We start from the raw sequence: 26,892 nt of genomic DNA on the forward strand, positions 1-26,892 counted from the left end.
GCAGGAGTCCGATGAGCGCTAGGGACTGGATCGACAAGGACTTCTATCGCGAGTTGGGGGTCTCCACCGACGCGTCGGACGCGGAGATCAAGAAGGCGTACCGGAAGCTGGCCAGGGAGCTGCATCCGGACGCGAACCCGGGCAACTCGCAGGCCGAGGCGCGCTTCAAGGCCGTGTCCGAGGCGTACGGGGTGCTCGGCGACGAGGAGAAGCGCAAGCAGTACGACGAGGCCCGCCGGCTGTTCGGCACCGGCGGGCTGCGCTCGCCGTTCGGCGGCGGCTTCGGTTCAGGTGGCACGAACTTCGACTTCGGCGACCTGTTCGGCGGCAGCGGCGGGCAGACGACAACGGCCGGGGGCTTCGGCGGGCTGGGCGACATGCTCGGCAACCTCTTCGGGCGCCGCGGCGGGAGCGCCGCCGCGACCGGCCGGCCGCGGCGCGGGTCCGACGTGGAGACCGAGATCAGGATCGACTTCCTGGAGGCGGTCCAGGGCGCGACCGTGCCGCTGCGGCTGTCCAGTCCGTCCACATGCGACACCTGTCACGGGTCGGGGGCGCGGCCGGGCACCTCACCCCGGGTGTGCCCGACCTGCAGTGGCACGGGTTTCGTCAGCCGCAGCCAGGGCGCGTTCGCGTTCAGCGAGCCGTGCCAGGACTGCCGCAACACCGGCCGGATCGTGGACGACCCGTGCCCGGAGTGCAGCGGCGACGGGGTGAGCACGAAGACCCGCACGCTGACCGTGCGCATCCCGCCGGGCGTCGACGACGACCAGAAGATCCGCCTCGCCGGCCAGGGCGAGCCGGGGCAGAGCGGTGGGCACGCCGGCGACCTGTACGTGCGGGTGCACGTCACGCCGCACCGGGTGTTCGGCCGGTCCGGCAACGACCTGACCATCAAGGTGCCGGTGGACTTCACCGAGCTCGCCCTCGGCACCACACTGGATGTGCCGACGCTGGACGGAAAGGTGTCCCTGCGGGTGCCGCCGGGAACCGCCAGCGGGCGGGTGCTCCGCGTGCGCGGCAAGGGAATCGCGCGCCGGGACGGCCAGACCGGCGACCTGCTGGCCACCCTCCAGGTCACCGTTCCATCCACAGTGGACGGTAAGGCCCGGGAGGCGCTGGAGAGCTACGCCGAAGCGATCGCCGGGCAGGATCCCCGGCCGGAGCTGACCAGGCTGCTGCAACAGAGGAGCTGACCATGGTGGGTTTACCACCCGGAGCCGACGAGGACACCCCGATGTTCGTGATCTCGGTGGCCGCCCAGCTTTCCGGCCTGCACGCGCAGACCCTGCGCGGCTACGACCGGTTGGGCCTGGTCTCGCCCGGCCGCACCTCAGGCGGCGGCCGGCGCTACTCGATGCGCGACATCGCCCTGCTGCGTGAGGTCCAGCGCCTCTCCCAGGACGAAGGCGTGAACCTGGCCGGCATCAAACGGATCATCGAGCTCGAGCACGAGGTCGACGCCCTGCACAGCCAGGTCGCCGCCCTCACCCAGGAGCTGGCCGCCGCCTACACCGCCGCCGAACAGGCCGCCGCCGCCATCCACGCCTCCTACCGCAACGAGCTCGTCCCCGTCCGCCGGCAAACCGCCCTCGTCGTCTGGAAACCCCAACCCCGGCGCTGACCTACTCAACGAGGACTGCCAGCTTCCGCGGCGCCTGGATGCGGTAGCTGTCGGCGAGCAACTCGCCCAGCTCGTCCCAGTCGGTGTCCTCGTTGATGATCATGCCGAGGACGTTCTCACCCCACTGCGGGCGGTAGAACGGATGGCCCGTGCTGGTGAGGGCCTCCAACTCGGGGATGGGCGCGCGCATCGTGAGCAGCGTGGCCGGTCCAGCCGGCCGAAACGCCTGCACATAGGACGGCGGCCATTCCGAGTCAAGAGCCAGGACGTGCGCGAAGGACCTCTGGCGAATCCGCCACCGAATGCCGGCCCACGCCTGCTGCTCATGGCTTTCAGGGAACGCGAGACACAGCGCGCGAAGGCGCTCGACGATCTCGGGCGCAACGTCGGCGTATTCCGGCATGACCAGGACCGTACCGGCGGGGACCGACGGTCAGTCGAGGGTGAAGGGGTCGTAGGTGATGCGGTCGAGGGGGGTGCCGGCGACGAGCATGCGGGAGACGGTGGAGCGGATCATGGCGGGGGAGCCGGAGACGAGGATGTCGCGGTCGGCCCAGGCGCCGTAGCGGGTGACGACGTCGGCGAGGGTGCCCTGCTGCATGGTCGCGGCGTCGGCGTCGGATTCGACCACCGGGACGACGGTGAGCCAGGGGTTGCTGCCGGCGAGGTTGTAGAGGTGGGACAGGTCGTAGAGGTCGGCCCGGACCCGGCCGCCGAAGAACAGGTGGACCCGGGGATTGTCGCCCCATTGAGCCAGGTCCTCGACGATGGCGCGCATCGGCGCGAGGCCCGTGCCGCCGGCGACCATGACCACGTCGCGGCCGGCGTTGCGGTCCACCCGCAGGCGACCCATGGCCGGGCCGATCCGCCAGACGTCGCCCGGTTGGGCCTCGGCGACGACCGCGCGGCTGACCCACCCGGCCTGCACGGCCCGGACGTGGAACTCCAGCAGGCCGTCCGGGCGCGGGAGGGTGGCCGGCGAGAGGTAGCGCCACAGCCGGGGGCGCTGCGGGACCTCGACGCTGAGGTACTGGCCGGGCAGGTAGGGCACCGGGTGATCGGGCTGCAGGCGCACCACGGCCAGGTCCCGGGCGCGCCGCTCGTGGCCGACCAGCGTCGCCGTCCACCACGCCGGCCCCTCGTCGGCGGCCGCGGCGTCGAGCATGGCGCGGGCGACGATCGTGTACGCCTCGGCCCAGGCGTGCTCCACCTCGACCGTCCACGCCCCGCCGGCGAACTTCTTGATCGCCGACAGCAGCGCCATGCCCAGCGGCTCGTAGTGCCGGCTGACCACACCGAACTTGCGGTGGTCCCGGCCGAGCTGGCGCAGGAAGGGGCCGAGCTCCTCAGGCCGGTCGATCATCTGCACGATGTGCACCAGCGCGCGCAGGAACCGGGTCCGCTGCACCTGCATGTTCAGCGGGAACAGCTCGCGGATCTCCGGCGCGATGCTGAACAGGGTGGCGTAGAACGCCTCGGCGACGTGGTCGGCCTGCGGTTCGACGACAGCAAAACTTTCGCGGACCAGCCGCACCATGAGTGCGACCGCCGCAGGCTGCTCGTCGCTCTGTTGCGGAGTGGGGCTCACCAGGGCCTTGGCTGTCGTTGTCGGGGGGCAGCTCCAAAACCGGGCGCCCTGCGTTCGGTGCCACGGTACTAAAGCAATGATCCCCCGGGGGTGTGGGCGTCAGACCGATTCTGGGTGGTCGGCGGGGCCGATCGCACGTCGTCGTAACATTTCGTTACGAAAGACTACGGCTGACCAGCCATTCGAGTAGGTACAGACATACCCGATCGGGCAAGGATCTCCGCCCCCGCGGCCACCGTGGCGGATGCTCGGGTCGCCGTGTTCACTCGAGTGTCGGTATGTGTGTCACGGCTCTTCACGCTGTGGAAACCGTCCCCACTCGCCTGTGGACAGAGACCTGGGCTTTGTGGATAAGTGCCCCATGGGTGTGGACAACCCGTTGGTACATCAGGGTGACCCGGCGGGACGAGGCATGGGTTGAGTGGAACTGGCTCAACTTTTCTGACGTTGGACAGTACGGAGACGACAACCCGGCGATCCTGAGGTGAGGGATGGACGCGTTCAATCCGACAACGAAGACCCAGCAGGCGATCTCCTCGGCGGCGCAGGCCGCGTCGGTGGCCGGCAACCCCGACGTCACCCCGGTGCACCTGCTGGGTGCGCTGCTGGCGCAAGGCGACGGATTGACCGCACCCCTGCTGTCCGCCGTCGGCGCCGACCCGACCCTGGTCCGCAAGGAGCTCGACCAACTGGCCACCGCGCTGCCCTCGGCCACCGGCGCCACGGTGTCCGCGCCGCAGCTCAACGGCCAGGGCCTGCGTGCCGTCACGCACGCCCAGAAGCTCGCCACCGAGATGGGTGACGAGTACGTCTCCACCGAGCACCTGCTCGTCGGCCTGGCCACCGAGGGTGGCAGCGTGGCCGACCTGCTGCGCCGGCACGGGGCCACGCCGGACGCGCTGCGCGAGGCGTTCGTGAAGGTGCGCGGCTCCGCCCGGGTGACCAGCCCGGACCCCGAGGGCACCTACAAGGCGCTGGAGAAGTACGGCGTCGACCTGACCGACCGGGCGCGCAAGGGCGAGCTGGACCCGGTGATCGGCCGGGACGCGGAGATCCGCCGGGTGGTGCAGGTGCTCTCCCGGCGCACCAAGAACAACCCGGTGCTGATCGGCGAACCGGGCGTCGGCAAGACCGCCATCGTCGAGGGCCTGGCCCAGCGGATCGTGGCCGGCGACGTGCCGGAGTCGTTGCGCGGCAAGCGGGTCGTCGCCCTGGACCTGGGCTCCATGGTGGCCGGCTCCAAGTTCCGCGGCGAGTTCGAGGAGCGGCTCAAGGCCGTGCTGAAAGAGATCACCGACTCGGCCGGCCAGGTGATCACGTTCATCGACGAACTGCACACCATCGTCGGCGCCGGGGCCACCGGTGAGGGGGCGATGGACGCCGGCAACATGATCAAGCCGATGCTGGCCCGCGGTGAGCTGCGCATGGTCGGCGCCACCACGCTGGACGAGTACCGCAAGCACATCGAGAAGGACGCCGCGCTGGAGCGGCGCTTCCAGCAGGTCTTCGTCGGCGAGCCGTCGGTGGAGGACACGGTCGGTATCCTGCGCGGGCTCAAGGAGCGCTACGAGGTGCACCACGGCGTGCGGATCACCGACGGCGCGCTGGTCGCCGCCGCCACCCTGTCCGACCGCTACATCACCGCCCGGTTCCTCCCGGACAAGGCCATCGACCTGATCGACGAGGCGGCCTCCCGGCTGCGCATGGAGATCGACTCCCGGCCGGTGGAGATCGACGAGGTGGACCGCGCGGTGCGCCGGCTGGAGATCGAGGAGATGGCTCTGTCCAAGGAGGACGACCCGGCCTCGAAGCAGCGGCTCGCGGCCCTTCGCCAGGAGCTGGCCGAGAAACGCGAGACGCTCTCCGCGCTGACCGCCCGGTGGCAGAACGAGAAGGGCTCGATCGAGAAGGTCCGCGAGCTCAAGGAGCAGCTCGAGCAGCTGCGCGGCGAGTCGGAACGGGCCGAGCGGGATGGCGATCTCGCCCGGGCCGCCGAGTTGCGCTACGGCCGGATTCCCGCGCTGGAGAAGGAACTCGACGCCGCGGAGAAGAACACCGCGGCGACCTCGGGTGAGCAGCTGATGCTCAAGGAGGAGGTCGGCCCGGACGACGTGGCCGACGTGGTGTCCTCGTGGACCGGCATCCCCGCCGGCCGGCTGCTCGAGGGCGAGACCGTGAAGCTGCTGCGCATGGAGGACGCGCTGGCCGAGCGCGTCGTCGGCCAGGCGGAGGCGGTGCGGGCGGTTTCCGACGCGGTGCGCCGGGCCCGCGCCGGGGTGGCCGACCCGGACCGGCCGACCGGCTCGTTCCTGTTCCTCGGTCCCACCGGCGTCGGCAAGACGGAGCTCGCCAAGGCGCTCGCCGAGTTCCTGTTCGACGACGAGCGGGCCATGGTGCGCATCGACATGAGCGAGTACTCCGAGAAGCACTCGGTGGCCCGGCTGGTCGGCGCGCCGCCCGGGTACGTCGGCTACGACCAGGGCGGCCAGCTCACCGAGGCGGTGCGGCGCCGGCCGTACAGCGTGGTGCTGCTCGACGAGGTGGAGAAGGCCCACCCGGACGTGTTCGACGTGCTGCTGCAGGTGCTCGACGACGGCCGGCTCACCGACGGGCAGGGCCGCACCGTGGACTTCCGCAACACGATCCTGGTGCTGACGTCGAACCTCGGTTCGCAGGCCATCGCGGACGCGAACCTGGATGAGCGGCAGCGCAAGGAGGCCGTGCTCAGCACCGTGCAGCGGCACTTCAAGCCGGAGTTCCTCAACCGGCTGGACGACGTGGTGGTGTTCCACTCGCTGGCCACCGAGGAGCTCACCGCGATCGTGGACATCCAGGTCACCCGGCTCGGCAAGCGGCTGGCGGCCCGGCGGCTCACCCTGGACGTCACCCCGTCGGCCCGGGACTGGTTGGCGCTCAACGGTTTCGACCCGATCTACGGGGCCCGGCCGTTGCGCCGCCTGGTGTCCTCCGCCATCGGCGACCAGCTCGCCAAGGGCCTGCTGGCCGGCGACATCCGGGACGGGGACACGGTGCTGGTCGACGTCACCGACGACAACTCGGGCCTTTCGGTGGCGCGAAACTAGCTACCGGCGCGCCGCGGCCGTGCGATCTTCGGTCGGCGACCGCGGCGACTAGGCTGCCGGGCGTGGGTGTACCCGCGTGGGTGTTCTTCGTCGTCGCGGCGGCAGCCGCGCTCGTCGGCGGCGTGCTGCTGTTGCGGGACCGCGCGCGGCTGACGTCGCGCAACCGCGAGCGGCACCGGTGGGCGGCCCTGCGTGGCTGGCAGTTCACCGAGAGCGACCACGTCCTGCCCACCCAGTGGACCAGCGGCGCCATCGCTTACTACGGCGGCGGCACGGCCAAGGACGTGGTCGCCGGCTCCACGTTCACCGCCGACGGCCGGCGCCGGGTCTACGTGTTCGACCTCGACATCGGCGGCCGCATCGGCACGGTCATCGCGGCCGTGCAGTGCCGGCGCACCCAGCCGGTCGTGGTCGAGCTCTGGCTGCCCAACGTCCCCTTCCAGCGCGAGCACATGCCCGAGCTCCTCGGCCCGGTCGGCCAGCGCTACGCGTTCGTCTCCGACATCGCCAGCGCCCGCGGCCTGATCACCCCGGACCTGGTCGACGCCACCGAGGACATCGGCGGCGACATCCCGGTCGCCTGGATCGAGGGCGGCTGGGTGCTCGCCTGCGCCCCGCCCAGCGCCGGCCCGTCCCGCCTCGAACGCCTCCTGCGCAGCATCGGCGAGGTGGCCGACGTGATCGACCCGTTCGACGCCGAGGTCGACCCGGTCGGCGACCAGGAGCACCAGACCGGCCGGCACGGCGAGGTCGAACACGACGAACAACCGAGCTAGATGATCGAGCCCCGATGGATCACCGTCGAAAGCCTCCGGCCTGCCAACGGAACCTCAGGGGACCGTGACGGCACCCAGCCACAATCAACCTGCCAACCGCACCATCAGCTGGAACGCAACGACAGCAGTTAATTCCGGAGAGGCGGAATTGATGTCTACGGCACTCGTGACCGGGGCGACCGCGGGTATTGGTGCCGCGTTCGCCCGGAGGCTGGCCGCGGAGGGGTACGACCTCGTTCTGGTTGCGCGCAACCGGGAGCGGCTCAAGGAGATCGCCACCGAGCTGGGCGACCGGCACGGGGTGGACGTGCAGGTGATGACCGCCGATCTGGCCACGACGAGAGCGCGCAAGCGGGTGGAGGAGCGGCTCGCCGACGATGGCAAGCCGATCGACCTGCTGGTGAACAACGCGGGGTTCGGCACCAACGGGTCGTTCGTGGAGGCCGACCTCGAGGTGTTGCAGGCGCAGCTGGACGTGAACGTGACCAGCGTGCTGCGGCTGACCCGGGCGGCGCTGCCGGGCATGGTGGCCCGGGGCTCCGGCGACGTGATCAACGTGTCGAGCGTGGCCGGGTTCTTTCCCGGGCCCGGCGCGGCGTACTCGGCGACGAAGGCGTGGGTGACCACGTTCTCCGAGGGGATGTCGATCTCGCTGGCCGGCTCCGGGGTGCGGGTGCTGGCGCTGTGCCCCGGCTACACGCACACCGAGTTCCACGCGCGGACCGGCTCCGGCGAGCCGCCACTGCCGGACATGCTGTGGCTGGACGCCGACCGGGTGGTCGCCGACTGCCTGGCCGACCTCAAGCGCGGGCGGTCGCGCTCGGTGCCCGGCCTGCCGTACAAGGCGATCGTCGGCGTGGGCCGGCTGCTGCCGCGCAGGCTGCTGCGCACCCTGGTCACCAAGGTCGCGGAGAACCGGGACCGAACCTGATGCGGAACTCTCACCTAAGGACTTGCCGAGCTAGGATCGGCGAGGCCTCGCACCGACCAACGCAACCTCAGGGGACCGTGACGGCAGCCAGCCACAATCCACCACACGTCCGCACCGCCGGCTGGAACGCAACCACCGCATCAAATTCCGGAGAGGCGGACTAGGATGACGAATCCGGCAGCACCCGGGTGGTACCCGGAGACACCCGGCTCCCCGCTGCTGCGCTGGTGGGACGGCGCGCAGTGGACTCAGCACACGCAGAACACCCAGGAACGGCCGCGCAGCGACGCGAGCCCGTGGGAGGTCGGGCTCGGCGGGCCGGCCAACCCGGACAAGATCAAGGAGCAGCAGCGCCGGGCCGGTGTCGGGCAGGTCGGCCAGGGCGGCGGGACGCTGTTCACCGAGCCGGTGCTGGTGGTGAACCAGAAGGTCAAGCTCATCGAGATGGCCAACGAGTACCTGGTGTTCGACCAGCACGGCCGGCAGGTCGGCTCGGTGGCGCAGGTCGGGCAGTCCGCGCTGAAGAAGGCCGTCCGGTTCTTCTCCAGCCTGGACCAGTTCATGACGCACCACCTCGAGGTGCGCGACGCCCACCATCAGCCGGTGCTGGTGCTGACCCGGCCGGCGAAGGTGTTCAAGTCGCGCATCCTGGTGTCCCGGGCGGACGGCTCGCCGGTCGGGGAGATCGCGCAGGACAACGTGTTCGGCAAGATCCGGTTCGCGTTCCTGGTCAACGGTCAGCAGATCGGCGGCATCCAGGCGGAGAACTGGCGGGCGTGGAACTTCGCCGTCACCGACCACACCGGCGCGGAGATCGCGCGGATCACCAAGACCTGGGAGGGTCTGGCGAAGACCATGTTCACCTCCGCGGACAACTACGTCGTGCAGGTGCACCGGCCGCTGCCGGATCCGCTGGCGAGCCTGGTGGTGGCGTCCGCGCTGACCGTGGACACCGCGCTGAAGCAGGACTCTCGCGGCTTCGGCTGACAGTGGTCGTGGAGGGAAAGCAACGTGACGTTGCTTTCCCTCCGGTGTCGCGACGCGGCGACGGGCCTTGGATGTGCCAGGCTGGGACCTTGTGCGGACTGGTGTGACTCCCCTGGTTGATCAGACGGCGAAGGGCGAGCTGGCCCGGCTGGTGACCGAGCTTTCGGTGGTGCGCGGCCACGTGGTGCTCGCCTCCGGCAAGGAGGCCGACTATTACGTCGACCTGCGCCGGGCCACGCTGCATCACGCCGCGGCGCCGCTCATCGGGCGGTTGCTGCGGCAGCTCACCGCGGACTGGAACTACGTGGCGGCCGGCGGGTTGACGCTCGGCGCGGACCCGGTGGCGTGCGCGATGATGCACGCCGCTGCCGCCGCGGGTGAGGTGCTGGACGTGTTCGTGGTGCGCAAAACCGCCAAGGAGCACGGCATGCAGCGGCGGATCGAGGGCATCGAGGTGGCCGGTCAGCGGGTGCTCGCCGTCGAGGACACCTCCACCACCGGCGGCAGCGTGCTGACCGCGGTGGACGCGCTGACCGAGGCCGGCGCCGCGGTGGTCGGGGTGGCCACCGTGGTGGACCGGGACACCGGCGCGCGGGAGGCGATCGAGGCCCGCGGGCTGCGCTACCGGTCGTTGCTGGATCTGAACGATCTCGGGCTCGCCGCCGGGTAGCGTTGGAGCATGGCCGAGTTCCTCGCCCGGGCCACCATGGTCGTGCACTTCGCCGCGCTGCTCTACATCGGACTCGGCGGCTTTCTGGCCTGGCGCTGGCCGCGGGCGATCTTCGTGCACGTGTTCTTCGCCGGCTGGGGTGTGCTGATCAACGTCGTGCCCGGCCTGGCCTGCCCGTTCACACAGCTGGAGGACTACTTCCGGAGCAAGCAGGGCCTCGGCCCGCTACCCGGCGGGTTCAACGAGTACTACATCTACGGCCACCTGATTCCGCGCGGCCTGCTGCCCGCGTTCACGGTCGGCGCGCTCCTGGTACTGATCATCTCCTATGTCGGCGCCTACGTGCTGTGGCGCCGGCGCCGAACTCCCGTGGTGACGCATTGACCGAGGTGGTCGGCCCGACCGAGTGGGAGTTCGGCGGCGAGCCGGTCGGCGTCGGTCCGTGGTCCGGCGAGTGGCCGTCGGATCCCCGCTACGACCCCGAGTTGCTGGCCGGCGGCGACCGCCGCAACGTCGTGGACCGCTACCGGTACTGGCGCCGCGACGCGGTGATCGCCGACCTGGACCGCCGCCGCCACGACTTCCACGTCGCCATCGAGAACTTCGGCCACGACCACAACATCGGCACGGTCGTCCGCACCGCCAACGCGTTCGCCGCCCGCGCCGTGCACATCATCGGCCGCCGCCGCTGGAACCGCCGCGGCGCCATGGTCACCGACCGCTACCAGCACATCGAGCACCATCCCGATGTGGCTTCCCTGCTGGCTTTCGCCGCCGACCACGACCTCACCGTGGTCGCCGTCGACAACACCCCGGGCTCCTGCCGGGTGGAAACCGCCACCCTCCCCCGCCGCTGCGTGTTCCTGTTCGGCCAGGAAGGCCCCGGCCTCACCGCACCCGCCCGGGAGGCCGCCCCGCTGGTCGTCTCCATCGCCCAGTTCGGCTCCACCCGCTCCATCAACGCCGGCGTCGCCGCCGGCATCGTCATGCATGCCTGGATCCGCCAGCACGCCAACCTCGACAAGGCCTGGTGATCACCATGGAGTTCAACGGTTTCAGCGACGAGGCGTTCGAGTTCTACGAAGGCCTGGCGGCGGACAACTCCAAGCCGTACTGGACGGCGCACAAGAGCACCTACGACACGGCGGTCCGGGCACCGATGGCCGCACTCCTCGACGCCCTCGCCCCCGAGTTCGGCGCGGACGTGAGCATGTTCCGGCCCTACCGGGACACGCGGTTCAGCAAGGACAAGTCGCCCTACAAGACCAACCAGGGTGGGTTCCTGGCCGTCGCCGACGGGGTCGGCTACCACCTCGGCCTCGACGCCACCGGGCTCTGGATCGGCGGCGGCTTCCATGCACACGACCGGGACGAGACCGCCCGCTACCGCGCCGCGATCGACGACGACACCATCGGACCGGCCCTCGAAGCGATCGTCACGGACCTCACCAAGGACGGTTTCGAGATCGGCGGCAACCAGGTCCGCACCCGGCCGCGCGGGGTCGCACCCGACCACCCGCGCCTCGACCTCATGCGCCGCGAGTTCCTCACCGCCCACCGTCGCGTGGATCCCCCCGACGCCGCCACCGCCGCGTTCGCCACGACCCTCGTCGAACATTGGCGAACCCTGACCCCGCTCATCGAATGGGCCACCACCCACTGCGCGCCCCGGTAACAAATTCGCGCGACTACCGTCGTAACGGTTGATTCGCAGACGTCGACTTGCAGATCGCAAGGTCGCCGTCCGGGGGGACGCGGCAAGACTTTTTCCCTGGAGGCGAAGTGAACCTTCGACGGAAGTGCGCCCTTTTCCTGATCGCCGCGATGTCCGCCGCGATACCAATAATCGGACCAACCACCCCAGCGACTGCCGATCCGTGCCTGGACTGGCACAACGGCGCCGACATGATCAACTCATCCTGTGGCAGACGCACATTCATCCTTGACCCGGGCCAGGGCGCGACCCTGAGCAGGGCAACCATTCTCCAACATCGGCCCTATTACGAGAACAAGGGATTCAGTGCGAACTTCCTGTGGTACGCCCCCGAAGGCAATCGAAGATTCGACCCCGGGAACACCGAGCGGTGGTCCGGGTGCACCGTCGACATGCCCACCGGTCAGACCTGTACCCCCGGCGAAGAGGAATTTCACCGGTTGACCGATGCGTTCTCCGACGATGACCACAACATCCCGATCCTGTTGCCGAGCCTGTCCTTCGGCACTGGTTTCATCGCCCTGACATGCGGGAACTTCTCCGAACGCTCAGACAGTCCGGTTCCGCTGATCAGTGGGTACAAGTTCCACGACCAGAACCGCAACGGGGTGCGCGATCCGGGTGAGCCGGGCCTGGCCGGCTGGACCATGACCCTGTACCGGGACCACTCCGACGCCGGTCAGGGCACCGGCGCGGTCACCACCACGACCACCAATGGCGATGGGTACTACGAGTTCCGCTTGGACGGGCAGCTTCCCGGGGACTACGCGGTCACCGAAGAGAACCGGGACGGGTGGGTCCGCACCGCCGGGCCGGAGCGGCACACGATCCGGGTGAACCCGGGTATCGGGAGCGCGACGCTGGGCGGCTACGACTTCGGGAACGTCGAGACCCGGGCGGACGCGGTGAAGGTGTCGTTCGACGTGGTCGACCCGCCGGCGGAGATGACCGCGGACGCCGAGCACTCGCTACGGGTCCGGGCGGTTCTGGAGAACCGCGGACCGGCGCCGATCATCGACGTGGACGACACGATCGTTGCGTTCGGCCCGCCGGATTGCACATTCCGCACGGTGCAGCAGACGGCCGCCCGCCGGCTGTTTGCGAGTCAGCCAGTGGAGGTGGTCTTCGAGGTTGGCGTCACCTGCACCGAGCCGAGCTTCCATCCGTTCGAGTTCCGCAACATCCTCAATGTGACAACACCCGGCGTCACGGACCCGGACGGGTCTAACAACTACCGCACGACGGGGACCACGATCGCGGTGATCGACGAGTCCGACATCGCCATGGACGGCACCGCGCTCGACTGTGCTTCCCGAACCTACGTGCACGAGCACTTCCTGTGCACGGCCACGGCCACCGTCAGCAACCGCGGCGACTTCGGGCCGGCCAGAGCGGACATCCTCCTCGGTCTGACCGGCCCGGCCGACTGCGTGTTCACGCTGGTCGGCGGTACCACGAGGTACGAGGACGCGTCGATCTTCCTGGGTCCGCCCGCGGTGTTCGGCGCCAACTGGGACGTGGTCTGCGGTTCTCGCAGCTACCACGACTTCGCGGTCACCGCGCAAGCGGTGCTCGACCATCTGCATGTCGTGGATCCGGATACCGCCAACAACTCCGGCGCCGCGGGCGACCGGGTGGAGGTGTTCGAGCGGGTCGACCTGTCGGTCGCCAACCTTCGGATCACCTGTTCCGAGCGGCAGTACGAGACCCAGCACAGCACCTGCGTGTCCACCGTGACGGTGGCCAACGCCGGCCCGGCCACCGCGGTCCAGACTCGTACGACGGTCGGGTTCACCGCGCCGGCCGACTGCACGGTCACGCCGGCCGGTACCCAGGAGGACCTGCGCACGCTGAACGCCGGCACCCAGGCGACGTTCGCCAAGACCTGGACCCTGTCCTGCACGCAGGCCCGCCGGCACACGTTCAGCACCACCGCCACGATCACGGCCGACGAACCGCATCCGGAGGACACCAACCGCGGCAACGACACCAGGTCCATCACCTGGCAACCGGAGGACATCAAGCCGCTGAGCTTCCCCAGTTCGGTCAACCTCAAGAAGGAGGGCGTCGTCCCGGTCGCCATTCTGTCCACAGTGGAGTTCGACGCCGTCGCCCTGGTCGACCGGCAGACCCTGACGTTCGGCGCCACCGGCCTGGAGAGCAGCTGGATCCGCTGCGGCTCACCGGGTGAGGACGTCAACGGCGACGGGCTGCTCGACCTGATCTGCCAGTTCGACACCAAGAAGACCGGCCTGACCTGCACGTCCACCTCGGCCACGGTGATGGGCTACAGCACCGACGGCCGGCGGTTCGAAGGCCAGGACGACATCAAGATCACCGGCTGCTGACCGGTGCCATGTCCTGAAGGCCGCCTTCCTGGCGCTCAACGCCTCGAAGGCGGCCTTCAGGGCATTCCCGCCCGGGCCGGCTCGACCTCCACCGGGATGCCGTTCAGTACGGCGGTTCCCGACAGCGCGTCGAGGAGGGTGTCGTCGGCCAGGAGGTTGGAGTTTGCGCCGGGGTGCGCGGCGGCGACGGTGGCGCGGATGCCGTCGGCGTCGTGCCCCCAGCCGTGCGGGATGCTGATCACGCCGGGGCGGACGGCGTCGGTGACCTCGACCGGGACGTCGACCTTGCCGGCACGGGAGCGTACGACGGCAAGGCCGCCGTCGACCAGGCCGAGCCGGGCGGCGTCGTCCGGGTGGACCTGGGCGGTGCAGCGGTTCTGCCCGCGTACCAACGGTTCCAGGTTGTGCATCCAGGAGTTGTTGGAGCCGAGCTGGCGGCGGCCGATGAGCAGCAGTTGGCCGTTCACCGGGCGGTCCAACTCGGCGCGCAGGCGAGCGACATCGACGGTGATCTCCGGTGGGGCAAGCTCGATCTTGCCGCTCGGGGTGCCGAGGACCTCGGGGATGCGAGGTTGGAGCGGGCCGAGGTCGACGCCGTGCGGGGCCGCCTCCAGGTCGGCGAGGGTGAGGTCGTAGGGGCCGCCGCGGAGCATCAGGTCGATCAGCCGGGCGGGCCCGGTGCGGCCGGCGGCCAGCGACACGTCGGCTCCGAAACGCCGGCCGATCTCCGCGGCCACGAAGTCGTCGAGTACCGCGACGTCCGCCTGAGGGCCCTGGCCGGTGACGATGCCGGTCAGCCGAAGCAGGGTCTCCCACTCCTGCGGCACGGAGGTCGGCAGCGTGGCCGCGGTCCAGTTGGCCACGTTGCGCACCGCCAACTGGTAGAGCCCGATGTCGTAGTGCGGGCGCTCCAGCGCGGTCGGACCGGGCAGGATCACGTCGGCAAGCCGGCTCGTTTCGTTCAGGTAGATGTCCAACGAAACCATGAAATCGAGCTGCCGCAACGCTTCCGTCAGCCGGCCGGCGTTGGGGGTGGACAGGCACGGGTTGCCGCACACGGTGATCAACGCGCGCACCTGGCCCTCGCCGGGCGTGAGGATCTCGTCGGCGAGCGTGGCCACCGGGACCTCGCCGATCACCTCGGGCAGGTCCCGCACGCGCGTGCGCCAGCGGCCGGTGGTGAACCCGCGGCGCTTGCCCGGCCGCGCGTTCGACGCCCCGGCCGCGGCCAGCGGGAACATCGCCCCGCCCGGCCGGTCGAGGTTGCCGGTGAGCACGTTCAGCACGTCGACGAGCCAGCTCGCCAGCGTGCCGAACGCCTGCGTGGTGGTGCCGATCCGGCCGTACACGGCGGCCGACTCCGCCGCGGCCAACTCCCGTGCCATGCGCCGGATCTCGCCGGCCGCGAGGCCTGTCGCCGGCTCGACCGCCTCCGGGGTGAACGGCTCGCACAGCGCGCGGACCTCGTCCACGCCGGCGACGTGCCCGGCGAGCCCGCCAAGATCCACCAGACCCTCGTCGAAGAGCACCCGCACCAGGGCGAACAGCAGCAGGGCGTCGGTCCCCGGCCGGATCGCGTGATGCTCGTCGGCGAGCTCCGCCGTCCTGGTGCGCTTCGGGTCGACCACGACGAACTTGCCGCCGCGCGCCCGGATCGCCTTCAGCCGGCCCCGCGCGTCCGGCATGGTCATCAGGCTTCCGTTGGACACCAACGGGTTCGCGCCGAGCATGAGCAGGTGCGACGTCCGGTCCACGTCCGGGATCGGGATGCTCAGGGCGTGGCCGAACATGTAGCCGGACGAGAAGTGCTTGGGCACCTGGTCCACCGTGCCCGCGGTGTAGAAGTTCTTGGTGCCCAACGCCTTGTAGAACACCGGGCCGTAGAGCGTCGTCGACGTGTTGTGCACCGACGGGTTCCCGGCGTACACCGCGACCGCGTCCCGCCCGTACTCGTCCATGATCGGCCGCAGCCGCGCGTCGATCTCGGCGAACGCCTCGTCCCAGGAGACCGCGACCCACTCGCCGCCGCGCTTGACCATCGGCGCGCGCAGCCGGTCCGGGTCGTGGTGCAGGGCGCCGAGCGAGGCTCCCTTGGGGCAGATGAACCCGTGCGAGAACACGTCCTCGCGGTCGCCCCGGACCCCGGTGACCCGGTCGCCGTCCAGGGTCACGGTCAGCCCGCAGGTGGCCTCGCACAGCGGGCAGGTGACGTGCGCGGTGTCGGTCATGCGTTCCACCATGACACAGCCCGGTGACATCTCCCGTTCCGTTCAGCGTCCAGAACGATCCAGCGGTCACCATAGGGAGGTGACACGAGGTGCTGGGCATGCGGAGAGTGCCGGGACCGCTGACGCTCCGCTGCTGTGGGCGGCGCGTGCGGCGGTGGCCGAGCGGGCGGTGGTGACCAGGCATATGCGCCGGGTGTGGGCGGTTCCGCGCACCCGGCTCGGGGTGAGCGGCTGGCCCGCGTCGTTCACCGGGCGGCTGCACCAGCACTGGAACTACTGGTGGCAGGCGCACCTGCTGGACTGCGTGGTGGACGCGCAGTTGCGCAACCCGACCGCGACCCGGGCCACGCTGATCGGGCGGCTGGTGCGCGGGTTGCGGCTGCGCAACCTCGGCTTCTGGACCAACGACTATTTCGACGACGTCGCCTGGCTGGGGCTGGCCATGCTGCGCGCCTCGCAGGCCACCGGGCTGACCGTGACGGCCCCGCTGACCAAGATCGCCGCGCAGCTCCGCTCGGGCTGGACGGACCACGGCGGCGGCGGGATCTGGTGGCGGCGCAAGGACGACTTCAAGAACGTGCCGGCCAACGGGCCCGCGGCGATCCTGCTCGCCCGGTGGGCCCGGACCGGCGGGGAGCGGTCCGACCTGGCGCGGGCCCGGGAGATGACCGAGTGGATGGACCGGAACCTCCGCGACCCGGCGACCGACCTGCTGTGGGACGGCCTGCACGTCAACGCGGACGGCACGATCCGGGACTACGAGAAGACGATCTACACCTACTGCCAGGGCGTGTTCCTCGGCGCCTGCCTGGATCTCGCCGACGGCGACGCCTCCGGCGAGTGGGCGAAGCGGGCCGAGCGGACCGTCAACGCGGTCGCCGGCCACGTGGCCGAGTCCGGCATCCTGCCCGGGCAGGGCGCCGGCGACGGCGGCCTGTTCGCCGGGATCCTGGCCCGCTACCTGGCGCTGGCCGCCGTCCGGCTGCCGATGCTGGGGACCACCGGCGGGGACGTGGCGTCCGGGCTGGTGCTGACCTCGGCCGAGTCCGCCTGGCGCAACCGGGCGATCGCCCGCGGCGGCCCGCTGTTCGGCCCGGAGTGGTCGCAGCCGGCGGTCAGCCCGCGCTCGGCCCGCGACCCCCGGCTGGAACGGGACCTGTCCGTGCAGCTGTCCGGCTGGATGCTGCTGGAAGCCGCCTCTTTCCTGGAGCGCTCCACCTGACACAGTGTCCACGTGAGCGAAGTCAACCCACGGCGTGATCGGATCCAGAGGCCGATCACCGCGCGCGCGGAGCGAGCGCAATTGAACACCGTGGTGGTGGTGACCGGCGGCGGCCGGGGGATCGGGGCGGCGGTGTGCGTGCTGGCCGCAGAGCGCGGATTCGACGTGGTGGTGAACTACACCTCGGACAAGGCGTCCGCGGAGAAGGTGGCGTCCGGGATCCACACGGCCGGTGGGCGGGCGGCGGCGGTGCACGCGGACGTCTCCGACGAGGACGACGTGGCGCGGCTGTTCGAGGCGGCCGACGCGCTCGGGCCGCTGGGCGGGGTGGTGAACAACGCCGGGATCACCGGGAACCGGTTGGGGCGCCTGGACGAGCTGGACGCGGCGACCGTGCGCCGGGTGCTGGACGTGAACGTGACCGGCGTGTTCCTGTGCTCGCGCGCGGCCGTTCGCCGGATGTCCACGCGCTACGGCGGCAGCGGCGGCGTGATCGTGAACGTGTCCTCGACGGCCGCGCAGCGCGGCTCCCCCGGTGAGTGGATCCATTACGCCGCAAGCAAAGCCGCGGTCGAGACGCTGACCGTGGGACTGGCGGCGGAGGTCGGCGCGGAGGGCATCCGGGTGAACGCGGTGTCGCCGGGCCTGGTGGAGACCGGGCTGCACGCCGAGGCGGGCGCGCCGGACCGGCCACAGCGGATCGCGCCGATGATCCCGTTGGGCCGGCCCGGGCAGCCGGTGGAGATCGCCGAGGGCATCGTCTGGCTGCTCTCCTCGGCCGCCTCGTTCGTCACCGGCGCGGTGCTGACGATCTCCGGTGGCCGATGACGACGTTCCCTACTCCTTCTGGGGGCAAGCCCCCAGACCCCCGAGGGGGCTCAGCCCCCACACCCGCCGTCCTCTCCGGGGGCAAGCCCCCAGACCCCCGAGGGGGCTCAGCCCCCACACCCCCCTTTGATGAGCTCGTCGCCCGGGCGGAGCGGTTGGCCGTGCCGGGTGAGCGGCACCTGCTGGGCATCTGCGGGCCGCCGGGCGCGGGCAAGTCGACGCTGGCCGGCCGGCTCGTCGAGGCGCTGCGCGGGCGCGCGGTCTACGTCGGGATGGACGGTTTCCACCTGGCGCAGGTGGAGCTGGAGCGGTTGGGGCGCACCGAGCGCAAGGGCGCGCCGGACACCTTCGACGCCGCCGGCTACGTGCACCTGCTGGCCCGGCTGCGGGCGCGGCGCGGCGGCGAGGTGGTGTACGCGCCGGAGTTCCGCCGGGAGATCGAGGAACCGATCGCCTGCGCGGTGCCGGTGCCGCCGGACCTGCCGCTGGTCGTCACCGAGGGGAACTACCTGCTGCTGCCCGACCCGCCGTGGCGGGAGGTCCGGCCGCTGCTGGACGAGGTGTGGTTCCTCGCGCCGCCCGAGGACTGGCGGGTGGCGCGGCTGATCGAGCGGCACCGGGCGTACGGGCGGTCGGAGTCGGCGGCGCGGGACCGGACGTTCGGGTCGGACCAGGCGAATGCCGAACGTGTCAGCGCGACCGCGCAGAGTTCTGATCTCGTCCTGTCAAAGATCCCATAACAACGGACGCATAGTGGCCAGAATGCGGCACTATGGCGGAGTCTCCTCCCCCGAACGGTCCCGAAAGGACGCGCCATGCCCACGTTGACTGGGGTGCACCATGTCGCGCTGACCGTGACCGACGTCGACCGCAGCGTCCCCTGGTACGAGCGGGTGCTGGGGTTCAGCACGATCGGCCGGGAGGACCAGGGCGACGACGGCATGCGCAAGGTGTTCCTGCGCGGGCCCGGGTTCGGCATCACGCTGACCCTGGTGCAACACCCGGCGGCCGGCGGCGCCCTGTTCGACGAACGCCGGCCGGGCCTCGACCACCTGACGTTCTCCGTGCCCAGCACCGACTCGCTGCGGGAGTGGACCGACCGGCTGGAGGAGCACGGCGTCACGTTCTCGCCGATCACCGAAGAGCCGACCGCACCGGGCGCCGCCGTGATCGCCCTGCGCGACCCCGACGGCATCCAGCTCGTCCTCTGGGCCGAGAAGGACTAGCTCACGAAGGCTGTGAGTCTTGGGCCAGCCAACGGGAACCTCAGGGGAACGTGACGGCACCCAGCCACAATCAACCTGACTTCCGCACCGTCCGCTGGGACGCAACCACAGCAGTTAACTCCGGAGAGGCGGACTAGTCGCCGACGCTGACGGGTTCGGCTGGGCGGTGCATTTCCTGGCGGTAGCGCACGATGCCGTAGACCGTGCCGACCGCGAAGAACGCGATGCTGGTCCACAGGGCGACCGCCTTGAGCCAGGGCATGCCGGAGACCAGTCCGGCGGCGTAGTAGCCGGTGAGCACCAGCGTCGGCACCCAGGCCAGCCCGCCGAGCGAGGTGGCCAGCAGGAACCGGCGCGGGTCCATCCGGGCGGCCCCGGCGACCAGCGGGGCCAGCGTGCGGATCCACGGGATCCAGCGGGCCAGCACGATCGCCCAGAACCCGCGCCGGTCCAGGAAGGCCCGCGCCCGGTCCAGGTTCTCGTGGTTGAGCACCCGGCCGCCGCGCCGGGTGATGATCACGTGGCCGGTCCGGTGCCCGACGTAGTAGCCGACCATGTTGCCGACGATCGCCGTCGCCGTGGCGCCCACGGACAGCCCCCAGGCATGCCCCTCATGGTCCTGCTGAGCCAGCACCACGCCCGCGGCGAACAGCAGCGAGTCGCCGGGCAGGAACAGCCCGATGATGAACGAGCACTCGGCGAACACGAACCCCAGCACGATCGCCCAGACCAGGGCGGGGCCTGCGGACTCGAGCAGCCCGCTGCCCATCGCACTTGACGCCGCCCCGGCCATGCTCACCCGGGTAGCGTACGTGTTCCTGAGAGGGGGGTCCTCACGCCGTAGCGGCGACCGGTCCGGATACCGCCGTACGGAGGAACGAACCGGCGTAGCGGATCGCCTGCCGGCCTTCCGGAATGAGCGGGTAGAACGCCGGGAACACGTGCACCTGACCGGGCCAGATCTGCGACTCGCAGTGCCCGCCCGCGGCCCGGACGGCCTCGGCGAGGCGTTCCGAGTCGCCGAGCAGGCATTCGGTGTCGCCGGCCTGAATGAGCACCGGTGGCCAGCGGCGCTTGTTGCCGCGCAGCACGTCGAGCCGCCGGTGGGTGAAGGCGTACTCACCGGCGTAGGCGAGGCCGCACTCGCGGGCCCGGGCCGGCGGGGCGAACGGGTCGCGCCGGGCGGCGTCCCGCTGGTCGAGGTCGGCTCCGGTCAGGTCGAGGAACGGCGAGAGCAGCATTGCGGCGGCGGGCATCGGGAGTTTCCGACGGTGCAGGTCGGCGAGCAGGCCCGCGGTGAGGTGGCCGCCGGCCGAGTCGCCGGCCACCACGATCTGGTCCGGGGTGAAGCCCTGGTCCAGCAGCCACCGGTACGCGGTGACGGCGTCGTCGGCCGCGGCCGGGAACGGGTGCTCGGGCGCGCGGCGGTAGTCCAGCAGCAGGCCGGGCAGCCCGCTGGCCACGGAGAGCGCGGCGAGCAGGTGGCGGTGGGTGCGGGTGCCGCCGAACACGAAACCGCCGCCGTGCAGGTAGAGGATCACGCCGGCACCCTCGTCGGCGTTGCGCGCGGCGACCCACAGCCCGTGCACGTCCTCGTCGTCGATGCGGTGCGTGCGGGTGCCCCGGGCCGGCGGCAGGTGGCCGACCAGGTCGAACAGCTCGCGGACCAGGCGCAGGTGCACGGTGTTGTGCAGCCGGGCGACGTCGCCGAGCCGGCGGACGCTCTGCATCAGCAGCAGGGCCAGCAGCCGGCTCTGCACGCTGGGTGTGCCCGGCACCGGGCCGGCGTCGGGCACCGCGGGGGCCACGGTCAGTTGCGCCGCAGTCATCGCATACCGCCCTTTCGCCGCCGTCCTCGTTGACAGCCTGACAAGAACTGTAGGTCATCTGGATGTCGGTTGGGCCGCAACTCGGCTCCCACCCGTCAACTCACTTATCGCGCGCTCGCAAATCTGTATGAGGGCACTCAACTCCGGCTCGAGAAAAGGGCTACCGTGCGAAAGCGTGAGCGAGCTTGCGAGCGAACCATGGGACACGGGGTCACCATCACCGAGCTTGCGAGGTGATGGTGTGACCGACGATGGCCTGTTGGCGCGGTTACGCGCCGCGGTGGGCGAGGGCGCGGTGCTCACCGACGCGGATGTGACGTCCTCCTACCAGCGGGACATGATGCCGCTGGCCCCGTACGGCTCGCCGCTGGCCGTGGTGCTGCCCGGGGACGCGGCGGCGGTGCAGGAGGTGGTCCGGGCCTGCGCAGCGGCCGGCGTGCCGATCGTCCCGCGCGGCGCCGGCAGCGGTCTGTCCGGCGCGGCCAACGCCATCGACGGCTGCGTGGTGCTGGTGACCACGCGGATGAACGAGATCGTGGAGATCGACGCGGACAACCGGCTCGCGGTCGTCCAGCCCGGCGTGGTCAACCTGGACCTGCGCGGCGCCGTCGAGAAGCACGGCCTGTTCTACCCGCCCGACCCGTCGTCGTACGACTGGTGCACGATCGGCGGAAACCTGTCGACCAACGCTGGCGGGCTGTGCTGCGTGAAGTACGGCGTGACCACGGATTCCGTGCTGGGCTTGGAAGTCGTGCTGGCCGACGGGGAGTTGCTGCGCACCGGCCGGCGCACGGTCAAGGGCGTCGCCGGCTACGACCTGACGAAGCTCTTCATCGGCAGTGAAGGCACCCTCGGCGTGATCACCCAGGCCACCCTGGCGCTGCGCCCGCTACCCCAGGTGCCCGGCACGATGGTGGCCGCGTTCGGCTCGGTGAGCGCCGCCGGCGCCGCGGTCAGCCGCATCGTGCGCGAGGGGATCGTGCCGTCCCTCATGGAGATCATGGACGCGTCCTCGATCTCCGCCGTCGAGGAGTACCTGAAGACCGAGCTCGGCGCCGGCAAAGGCTGCGCCGCGCTGCTGATCTGCCAGTCGGACTCCGGCGGCGAGGCCGCCCGCCGCGAGCTCGCCGCGATCGAGCAGGTCTGCGTCGACACCGGCGCCGAGCTCGCGCACACCACCTACGACATCGCCGAGGGCCAGATGCTGCTGAAGGCCCGCCGCGCCGTCCTGATGGCGCTCGAGGTCTACGGCGCCTGGCTCACCGATGACGTCTGCGTTCCCCGTACCCGCATCGCGGACCTCATCTCCGGCTGCGAACGCGTCAGCAAGGAGGTCGGCCTCCGCATCGCCGTCGTCGGCCACGCCGGCGACGGCAACATGCACCCCACCATCGTCTACGACCCCACCTCGGAGTCCGAGTTCGCCCGCGCCCACCAAGCCTTCGACGACATCCTCGCCGTCGGCCTGAGCCTCGGCGGCACCGTCACCGGCGAACACGGCATCGGCAAAATCAAGCGCGACTGGCTCGAACGCGAGATCGGCCCTATCGGTATGCGCGTCCACCGCACCATCAAGGCCGCCCTCGACCCGAACAACCTGTTCAACCCAGGTTCGATGTTCGCCATGTAGCACGCCGGTGTATAGTATGCGCATGGCTCGAATGAACATCTCCCTTCCTGACAACCTCGTTCGTCGGGCGAAGGAAACTGGCGTGAACGTCTCGCACCTCGCCCGTAAGGCGCTGGAGGAGGAGTTCGAGCGACTCGACAAGATCGCTGCCGTGGACCAGTACCTCGCCGAGATGGAGGCCGAGCAGGGTCCGATCACCCCGGAAGAAGAAGCTCGTGCTCAGGCCTTCTTCGAGCGGGTCTACGGTCCAGGCGAGTCTCGGCGGAGTGCGTGACGACGATTCTCGACTCCGGCGGAGTCTCTGCTCTGGCGTCTGACCGAGCCCTCATCAAGAAACTTCGGCTGTCCGGCGAATGGCCCCCAATCGTGCCTGCCGATGTTCTTGCTGAGTCGCTGACCGGCGATCACCGGCGTGACCACGACGCCAATCATCTCTTGGGGTTGTGCCTCATTTGTCCAGTTACCGAAGGTGTCGCCCGGCACGCGGCTACGCTCCGTTTCCGCGCCCAGCGCAAGGACATTTCGGCCGTGGATGCAATCGTGGCGGCAACCGCCGACCGCGTCGGTGGCGGTGTGGTGTGGACCAGTGACCCAACGGACTTGGGCGCGTTGGCCGGCCACACCACCAACTCAGTGAAGATTGCCGCGGTCTAACCGACCTCGCTCGCCTTGCGCTGTCGGCGTGCTCTGATCACCTCGATGATGATCGGGATGACGGAGAGGAGCACGATCAGCACGAGGATGAGCTCGATGTGGTCGTGTACGAAGGAGATCTTGCCGAGGTAGAAGCCGAGGATGGTGACGCCGGCGGCCCAGGCGACGCCACCGATGGCGGAGTAGGTGAAGTAGCGCCTGGGGTCCATGCGGCCGACGCCGGCCATGGCGGTGATGAAGGTGCGCACGATGGGGACGAAGCGGGCCAACACGATCGCGCGGGCGCCGTACTTGTCGAAGAACTCGTGGGTGCGGGTGACGTGTTCCCGTTTGAAGAGGCGGGAGTTGGGCTTGTCGAACAGGGCGGGCCCGGCCTTGGCGCCGATCCAGTAGCCGGAGACGTTGCCGGCGAAGGCGCAGACCGTCACGAGGATGCACATCAGCCACAGCGGGGTGGCGATGGAGCCGCGCTCGATGTAGAGGCCGGCGGTGAACAGCAGGGTGTCGCCGGGCAGGAAGAACCCGATGAGCAGGCCGCATTCGGCGAAGATGATCAGGCAGACGCCGATCACCGCGAACGCGCCGAGGCTCTGCAGGATCGTGTCCGGGTCAAGCCAGGACGGCAGGATCGACATGGTGTTCACGGGCACCCGCGCAACGTTACCTGCGCACGCTCAGAGCAACGTGAGCAGTCCGACCACCGCGCCCGCGGCCAGGCCCAGCACCACCGCGAGCACCAGCACGGCCACGACCGGGAGCCGGCGCGGCGGTTCGATCCGGCTGGTGGTGCCGGCGCGGACCCGGGCGGTCTCCGCCGGCGCGGTCGGCGCGAGGTCCCGGCCGGACAGCAACCCGTAGCCGCTGCCGGCCAGCCCCAGCCCGGGCGCGGCGTTGACCTGCGTGGCCTCAGCCGAGGACGGCAGCGGGGTGCGTGCCGCCTGCGCGCGCAGCGCCTCGGCGATCAGCTCCTCGGGATCGTCGGCCACGCCGGCAACGCTAGCGCGATGAAAGACGCTTTCCGCACTCCCACCGCGAGGAAAGACGCATTCACCGCGCTAGTCCACCCAGGCGCCCTGGTGCATGACCGCGGTCGGCTTCAGGTTGTCGTCCAGGATCACCAGGTCCGCGGTGAGCCCGGCGGTGAGCGATCCAGTGGTCTTCGACAGGCCCAGCAGCTCGGCGGGCTGGGTGGCGGTGGCCGCGACGGCCTCCCGGACGGACAGCCCGCAGCCGCGCACCAGGTTGCGGAACGCGGCGTCCATGGTCAGCGTGCTGCCGGCCAGCGAGGCGCCGCCGGCCAGGGTGGGCACGCCGTCGGTGACGGTCACCGCGAGCCCGCCCACGTCGTAGACCCCGTCGCCGACCCCGGCGGCGGCGATCGCGTCGGTGACCAGCACCGTGCGCGTGGGACCGGCGTGCCGGGCGGCCATCCGGATCACGCTGGGGTGGACGTGCACCAGGTCGCAGATCAGCTCGACGGTGACCCGCTCGTCGTCGAGCAGCGTGCCGATCGGGCCGGGCTCGCGGTGGTGCAGCGGGCGCATCCCGTTGAACAGGTGGGTCGCCACGGTCGCGCCGGCGTCGATGGCCGGCAGCACCTGCGCCTCGGTGGCGTCGGTGTGCCCCAGCGCGGCCAGCACCCCGGCGCTGGTCAGGCGCTTCACCGCGGTGAGCGCGCCGTCCAGCTCGGGTGCGATGGTGACCATCCGGATCGCGCCGCGGCCGGCGGCCAGCAGCGCGCTCACCGACTCGTCGTCCGGCGGGCGCAGCACCGACGGGTCGTGCGCGCCGCAGCGGGCCGCGGACAGGAAGGGCCCCTCCAGGTGGATGCCGGCGATGAGCCCGTCGGCGGTCAGGTCGGCGAGCGCCGCGACCTGGTTGACCAGCTCCGGCACCGGCCGGGAGACGAGGCTCGCCAGCTGCGTGGTGGTGCCGTGCCGGCGGTGCGCCGCGACGGCGCGGCGCACCCGCGCGGGGTCGGTGTCGGTGAACGACTCGCCGCCGCCGCCGTGGCAGTGGATGTCGACGAACCCGGGGACCACCCAGCCGCCGGACGCGTCGACCACCTCGACGTCACCGGGTGCCTCGCCGGAGCCGACGGCCCCGATCGCGCCGTCCTCCACCAGCACCCACCCGGGGTCGAGCACACCCTCGGGGGTCACCACTCTGCCCCCGGCGATCAGCTTTCCAGCCATGCCCGCACCCACTCTCCATGGCAGCGACCAACACGCGTCACTATTGGTCTATACCATAGTTCGGGTCAGTGCGGGGGGTTCATGATCTTTTGCAGGGCTTCCAAAGCGCGGGACGCGGTTGACTTGACGGTGCCCTTGGAGATCCCCGCCGCTTCGGCGATCTCCGCCTCGGAAAGGTTCCCGTAGTACCGCAGCACGAGCACTTCCCGTTGACGTGGCGGCAGATGCGACAAAGCGCGGACCACCGCCTGGTGCTCGGCGGTGAGCATCGCCAGGCTCTCCGCGGACCGCGCGTTGACCGCGTGCGGCGGGGTGTAGTCCCGGGCGGTCTTCCTTCGGCGCAGGACGCTGCGCGAGCCGTTCACGACCGCGGTGCGGAGGTAGCCGACGGCGGCCGCGGCGTCGCGCAGGTTCGACCAGTTGCGGTGCAGCCCGGTGAACGCCTCCTGCACCACGTCCTCGGCGGTGGCCGGCTCGTCGACGAGCAGCAGCGCCAGCCGGATCAGCCGCATGCGGTGCTGCCGGTACAGGTCCTCCAGCGTCAGCGGTGCCTCGGGCGGCTGCGCCGGCACGTTCCGAACGTCGATGGCGTGCAGCCGGGACAGCGTGCGCTCCACGCTGCGCTCGGCGCTTCCCTCGACGCGGTCTATACCATCCCCTGTCACGCGAGGACCTTACCCGGGGAGCGGAGAGTTGCCCATGACCTGGTTCACCGTCGAGACCCGTTACATCGCCGACCGCGACCGGCTGCTGGCCACCCGCCCCCGGCACCGGGAGTACCTGGCCGACCTCGCCGAACAGGGCGCGGTGCTGGCCGGCGGGCCGTTCACCGACGACAAGTCCGGGTTCGCGGTCTACCAGGTGACCGACCGGGCCGCACTGGACCGCCTGCTCGCCGACGACCCGTACACCACCGAGGGGATCGCGGCCGAGCGCGAGGTCCGGGAGTGGCGGATCACCCTCGGGCCGTGGGCGGAGCCTCAGTAGGCGCCGCCCAGCTTGGCGTGGTCCCAGCTGACCACCTTGGTGGGCCGGAACACCAACCCGACCCGCTTCGCCGCCTGCGCCCGGACGAACTGCCCGGCCGACGCGGCAGCGTCGGCATTGCCGATCATGCGCCCGGTGAGCTCCTGACCGATCAGCGCGATCTGCTCGACGTCCTCGAGGATCTCCACGCCGCACTCCATCGAGACGCCGCGCAGTTCCTCGTAGACCTGGCCGGACTCCACCAGCACGGTGGCCTGGGCCAGCCGCCGCAGGTTCGCCACCTTCTGCGACTTGGCGTAGGTCCAGGTGGCCACGCCCGCGCCGCGGGCCACGTAGAACACCGGAACGAGGTGCGGCCGCCCGCTCGGCCCG

The 26,892-nt window shown here is 70.7% G+C and carries 28 protein-coding genes and 1 pseudogene; 19 read left to right on the forward strand and 10 right to left on the reverse strand.

Translation table 11 applies throughout. The annotated features are described in order from the left end of the window. Positions 1 to 11: 11 nt before the first annotated feature. Both dnaJ and VGR06_RS12115 read left to right on the forward strand, forming a co-directional pair. Positions 12 to 1,196, forward strand: coding sequence for a molecular chaperone DnaJ (gene dnaJ, locus VGR06_RS12110; protein WP_327559123.1), 1,185 nt, complete (start codon positions 12 to 14; stop codon positions 1,194 to 1,196). Between the two features lie 2 nt (positions 1,197 to 1,198). Then, entirely contained in the window at positions 1,199 to 1,624 is a 426-nt protein-coding gene (locus VGR06_RS12115) for a heat shock protein transcriptional repressor HspR (RefSeq protein WP_327559124.1), read from the forward strand. A 1-nt stretch (position 1,625) separates the two neighbouring features. On the opposite strand, the gene VGR06_RS12120 is transcribed toward VGR06_RS12115, so the two are convergent. Both VGR06_RS12120 and VGR06_RS12125 read right to left on the reverse strand, forming a co-directional pair. Then, positions 1,626 to 2,027: an MmcQ/YjbR family DNA-binding protein gene (locus tag VGR06_RS12120; RefSeq protein WP_327559125.1), complete on the reverse strand. Its 402-nt coding sequence runs from the start codon at positions 2,025 to 2,027 to the stop codon at positions 1,626 to 1,628. Between the two features lie 30 nt (positions 2,028 to 2,057). Then, the gene (locus VGR06_RS12125) at positions 2,058 to 3,161 is read right to left on the reverse strand and encodes a globin domain-containing protein (RefSeq protein WP_327559147.1); all 1,104 of its coding nucleotides are present in this window, start codon (positions 3,159 to 3,161) and stop codon (positions 2,058 to 2,060) included. Positions 3,162 to 3,703: 542 nt separating this feature from the next. On the opposite strand from VGR06_RS12125, the gene clpB reads away from it, so the two are divergent. The 9 genes from clpB (at position 3,704) to VGR06_RS12170 (ending at position 13,721) form a co-directional block, all read left to right on the forward strand. Further along, positions 3,704 to 6,295: an ATP-dependent chaperone ClpB gene (gene clpB / locus VGR06_RS12130; protein ID WP_327559126.1), complete on the forward strand. Its 2,592-nt coding sequence runs from the start codon at positions 3,704 to 3,706 to the stop codon at positions 6,293 to 6,295. A gap of 62 nt (positions 6,296 to 6,357) precedes the next feature. Further along, positions 6,358 to 7,071: a hypothetical protein gene (locus VGR06_RS12135; RefSeq protein WP_327559127.1), complete on the forward strand. Its 714-nt coding sequence runs from the start codon at positions 6,358 to 6,360 to the stop codon at positions 7,069 to 7,071. Between the two features lie 151 nt (positions 7,072 to 7,222). Then, positions 7,223 to 8,002, forward strand: a complete 780-nt coding sequence (locus tag VGR06_RS12140) for an SDR family oxidoreductase (protein WP_327559128.1) — start codon at positions 7,223 to 7,225, stop codon at positions 8,000 to 8,002. Between the two features lie 165 nt (positions 8,003 to 8,167). Continuing rightward, entirely contained in the window at positions 8,168 to 8,989 is an 822-nt protein-coding gene (locus VGR06_RS12145) for a phospholipid scramblase-related protein (protein WP_327559129.1), read from the forward strand. A 103-nt stretch (positions 8,990 to 9,092) separates the two neighbouring features. Beyond that, positions 9,093 to 9,659: an orotate phosphoribosyltransferase gene (gene pyrE, locus VGR06_RS12150; RefSeq protein ID WP_327559130.1), complete on the forward strand. Its 567-nt coding sequence runs from the start codon at positions 9,093 to 9,095 to the stop codon at positions 9,657 to 9,659. Positions 9,660 to 9,668: 9 nt separating this feature from the next. Then, the gene (locus tag VGR06_RS12155; RefSeq protein ID WP_327559131.1) at positions 9,669 to 10,043 is read left to right on the forward strand and encodes a DUF2784 domain-containing protein; all 375 of its coding nucleotides are present in this window, start codon (positions 9,669 to 9,671) and stop codon (positions 10,041 to 10,043) included. Further along, a complete protein-coding gene (locus VGR06_RS12160) occupies positions 10,040 to 10,693 on the forward strand; it encodes an RNA methyltransferase (protein ID WP_327559132.1) in 654 nt (217 codons plus the stop codon). Before VGR06_RS12155 ends, VGR06_RS12160 begins: the two co-directional genes overlap by 4 nt. A 5-nt stretch (positions 10,694 to 10,698) precedes the next feature. Then, positions 10,699 to 11,334, forward strand: coding sequence for a DUF2461 domain-containing protein (locus tag VGR06_RS12165; RefSeq protein ID WP_327559148.1), 636 nt, complete (start codon positions 10,699 to 10,701; stop codon positions 11,332 to 11,334). A 479-nt stretch (positions 11,335 to 11,813) separates the two neighbouring features. Beyond that, a complete protein-coding gene (locus tag VGR06_RS12170) occupies positions 11,814 to 13,721 on the forward strand; it encodes an SdrD B-like domain-containing protein (protein WP_327559133.1) in 1,908 nt (635 codons plus the stop codon). Positions 13,722 to 13,777: 56 nt separating this feature from the next. On the opposite strand, the gene VGR06_RS12175 is transcribed toward VGR06_RS12170, so the two are convergent. After that, entirely contained in the window at positions 13,778 to 15,949 is a 2,172-nt protein-coding gene (locus VGR06_RS12175) for a molybdopterin-dependent oxidoreductase (protein ID WP_327559134.1), read from the reverse strand. A 184-nt stretch (positions 15,950 to 16,133) separates the two neighbouring features. Here VGR06_RS12175 and VGR06_RS12180 point away from each other — a divergent pair, with 184 nt between their 5' ends. From VGR06_RS12180 to VGR06_RS12195, 4 genes and pseudogenes are all read left to right on the forward strand, one after another. Continuing rightward, positions 16,134 to 17,171, forward strand: a complete 1,038-nt coding sequence (locus VGR06_RS12180; RefSeq protein ID WP_327559149.1) for a glycoside hydrolase family 76 protein — start codon at positions 16,134 to 16,136, stop codon at positions 17,169 to 17,171. 81 nt (positions 17,172 to 17,252) lie between these two features. Further along, complete coding sequence (locus VGR06_RS12185; RefSeq protein ID WP_327559135.1) at positions 17,253 to 17,999, forward strand: SDR family oxidoreductase; 747 nt, start codon at positions 17,253 to 17,255, stop codon at positions 17,997 to 17,999. Between the two features lie 125 nt (positions 18,000 to 18,124). After that, positions 18,125 to 18,739 (forward strand): annotated as a pseudogene (locus VGR06_RS12190) (nucleoside/nucleotide kinase family protein); the annotation flags it as partial. 75 nt (positions 18,740 to 18,814) lie between these two features. Next, positions 18,815 to 19,225 carry a VOC family protein gene (locus VGR06_RS12195; protein ID WP_327559136.1) on the forward strand — a complete coding sequence of 137 codons (411 nt, stop codon included), beginning with the start codon at positions 18,815 to 18,817 and terminating at the stop codon, positions 19,223 to 19,225. 133 nt (positions 19,226 to 19,358) lie between these two features. Here VGR06_RS12195 and VGR06_RS12200 read toward each other — a convergent pair whose 3' ends face one another. Both VGR06_RS12200 and VGR06_RS12205 read right to left on the reverse strand, forming a co-directional pair. Further along, positions 19,359 to 20,018 (reverse strand): DedA family protein, encoded by a 660-nt coding sequence (locus tag VGR06_RS12200; RefSeq protein ID WP_327559150.1) that lies wholly within the window; start codon positions 20,016 to 20,018, stop codon positions 19,359 to 19,361. A gap of 40 nt (positions 20,019 to 20,058) precedes the next feature. Further along, on the reverse strand, positions 20,059 to 21,054 hold the full coding sequence (locus VGR06_RS12205; protein WP_327559137.1) for an alpha/beta hydrolase: 996 nt from the start codon (positions 21,052 to 21,054) through the stop codon (positions 20,059 to 20,061). Positions 21,055 to 21,295: 241 nt separating this feature from the next. Between VGR06_RS12205 and VGR06_RS12210 the strand changes: the two genes are divergently transcribed. The 3 genes from VGR06_RS12210 to VGR06_RS12220 are packed head-to-tail and all read left to right on the forward strand — an operon-like array spanning position 21,296 to position 23,338. Continuing rightward, positions 21,296 to 22,684: an FAD-binding oxidoreductase gene (locus VGR06_RS12210; protein ID WP_327559138.1), complete on the forward strand. Its 1,389-nt coding sequence runs from the start codon at positions 21,296 to 21,298 to the stop codon at positions 22,682 to 22,684. A 22-nt stretch (positions 22,685 to 22,706) separates the two neighbouring features. Then, positions 22,707 to 22,958, forward strand: coding sequence for a type II toxin-antitoxin system CcdA family antitoxin (locus tag VGR06_RS12215; RefSeq protein WP_327559139.1), 252 nt, complete (start codon positions 22,707 to 22,709; stop codon positions 22,956 to 22,958). Continuing rightward, the gene (locus tag VGR06_RS12220; protein WP_327559140.1) at positions 22,955 to 23,338 is read left to right on the forward strand and encodes a type II toxin-antitoxin system VapC family toxin; all 384 of its coding nucleotides are present in this window, start codon (positions 22,955 to 22,957) and stop codon (positions 23,336 to 23,338) included. The genes VGR06_RS12215 and VGR06_RS12220 overlap by 4 nt, the downstream gene beginning before the upstream one ends. Here the strand turns inward: VGR06_RS12220 and VGR06_RS12225 are convergent. The 4 genes from VGR06_RS12225 to VGR06_RS12240 all read right to left on the reverse strand — a co-directional run bounded on the left by VGR06_RS12225 (position 23,335) and on the right by VGR06_RS12240 (position 26,198). Then, entirely contained in the window at positions 23,335 to 23,973 is a 639-nt protein-coding gene (locus VGR06_RS12225; RefSeq protein ID WP_327559151.1) for a DedA family protein, read from the reverse strand. The genes VGR06_RS12220 and VGR06_RS12225 overlap by 4 nt on opposite strands. Before the next feature lie 39 nt (positions 23,974 to 24,012). Then, the gene (locus VGR06_RS12230; RefSeq protein WP_327559141.1) at positions 24,013 to 24,324 is read right to left on the reverse strand and encodes a hypothetical protein; all 312 of its coding nucleotides are present in this window, start codon (positions 24,322 to 24,324) and stop codon (positions 24,013 to 24,015) included. A 69-nt stretch (positions 24,325 to 24,393) separates the two neighbouring features. Continuing rightward, positions 24,394 to 25,533, reverse strand: coding sequence for an N-acetylglucosamine-6-phosphate deacetylase (gene nagA, locus VGR06_RS12235; RefSeq protein WP_327559142.1), 1,140 nt, complete (start codon positions 25,531 to 25,533; stop codon positions 24,394 to 24,396). 65 nt (positions 25,534 to 25,598) lie between these two features. Beyond that, a complete protein-coding gene (locus VGR06_RS12240) occupies positions 25,599 to 26,198 on the reverse strand; it encodes a SigE family RNA polymerase sigma factor (RefSeq protein ID WP_327559143.1) in 600 nt (199 codons plus the stop codon). A 34-nt stretch (positions 26,199 to 26,232) separates the two neighbouring features. Between VGR06_RS12240 and VGR06_RS12245 the strand changes: the two genes are divergently transcribed. Further along, complete coding sequence (locus tag VGR06_RS12245) at positions 26,233 to 26,520, forward strand: YciI family protein (protein ID WP_327559144.1); 288 nt, start codon at positions 26,233 to 26,235, stop codon at positions 26,518 to 26,520. On the opposite strand, the gene VGR06_RS12250 is transcribed toward VGR06_RS12245, so the two are convergent. After that, positions 26,514 to 26,892: pyridoxamine 5'-phosphate oxidase family protein (locus tag VGR06_RS12250; RefSeq protein WP_327559145.1), on the reverse strand; the 379-nt coding region annotated here is incomplete at its 5' end. The two genes, VGR06_RS12245 and VGR06_RS12250, sit on opposite strands and share 7 nt — an antisense overlap.

Source organism: Actinophytocola sp. (assembly GCF_036002505.1).
In the GTDB taxonomy this organism is placed as follows: domain Bacteria; phylum Actinomycetota; class Actinomycetes; order Mycobacteriales; family Pseudonocardiaceae; genus DASYTH01.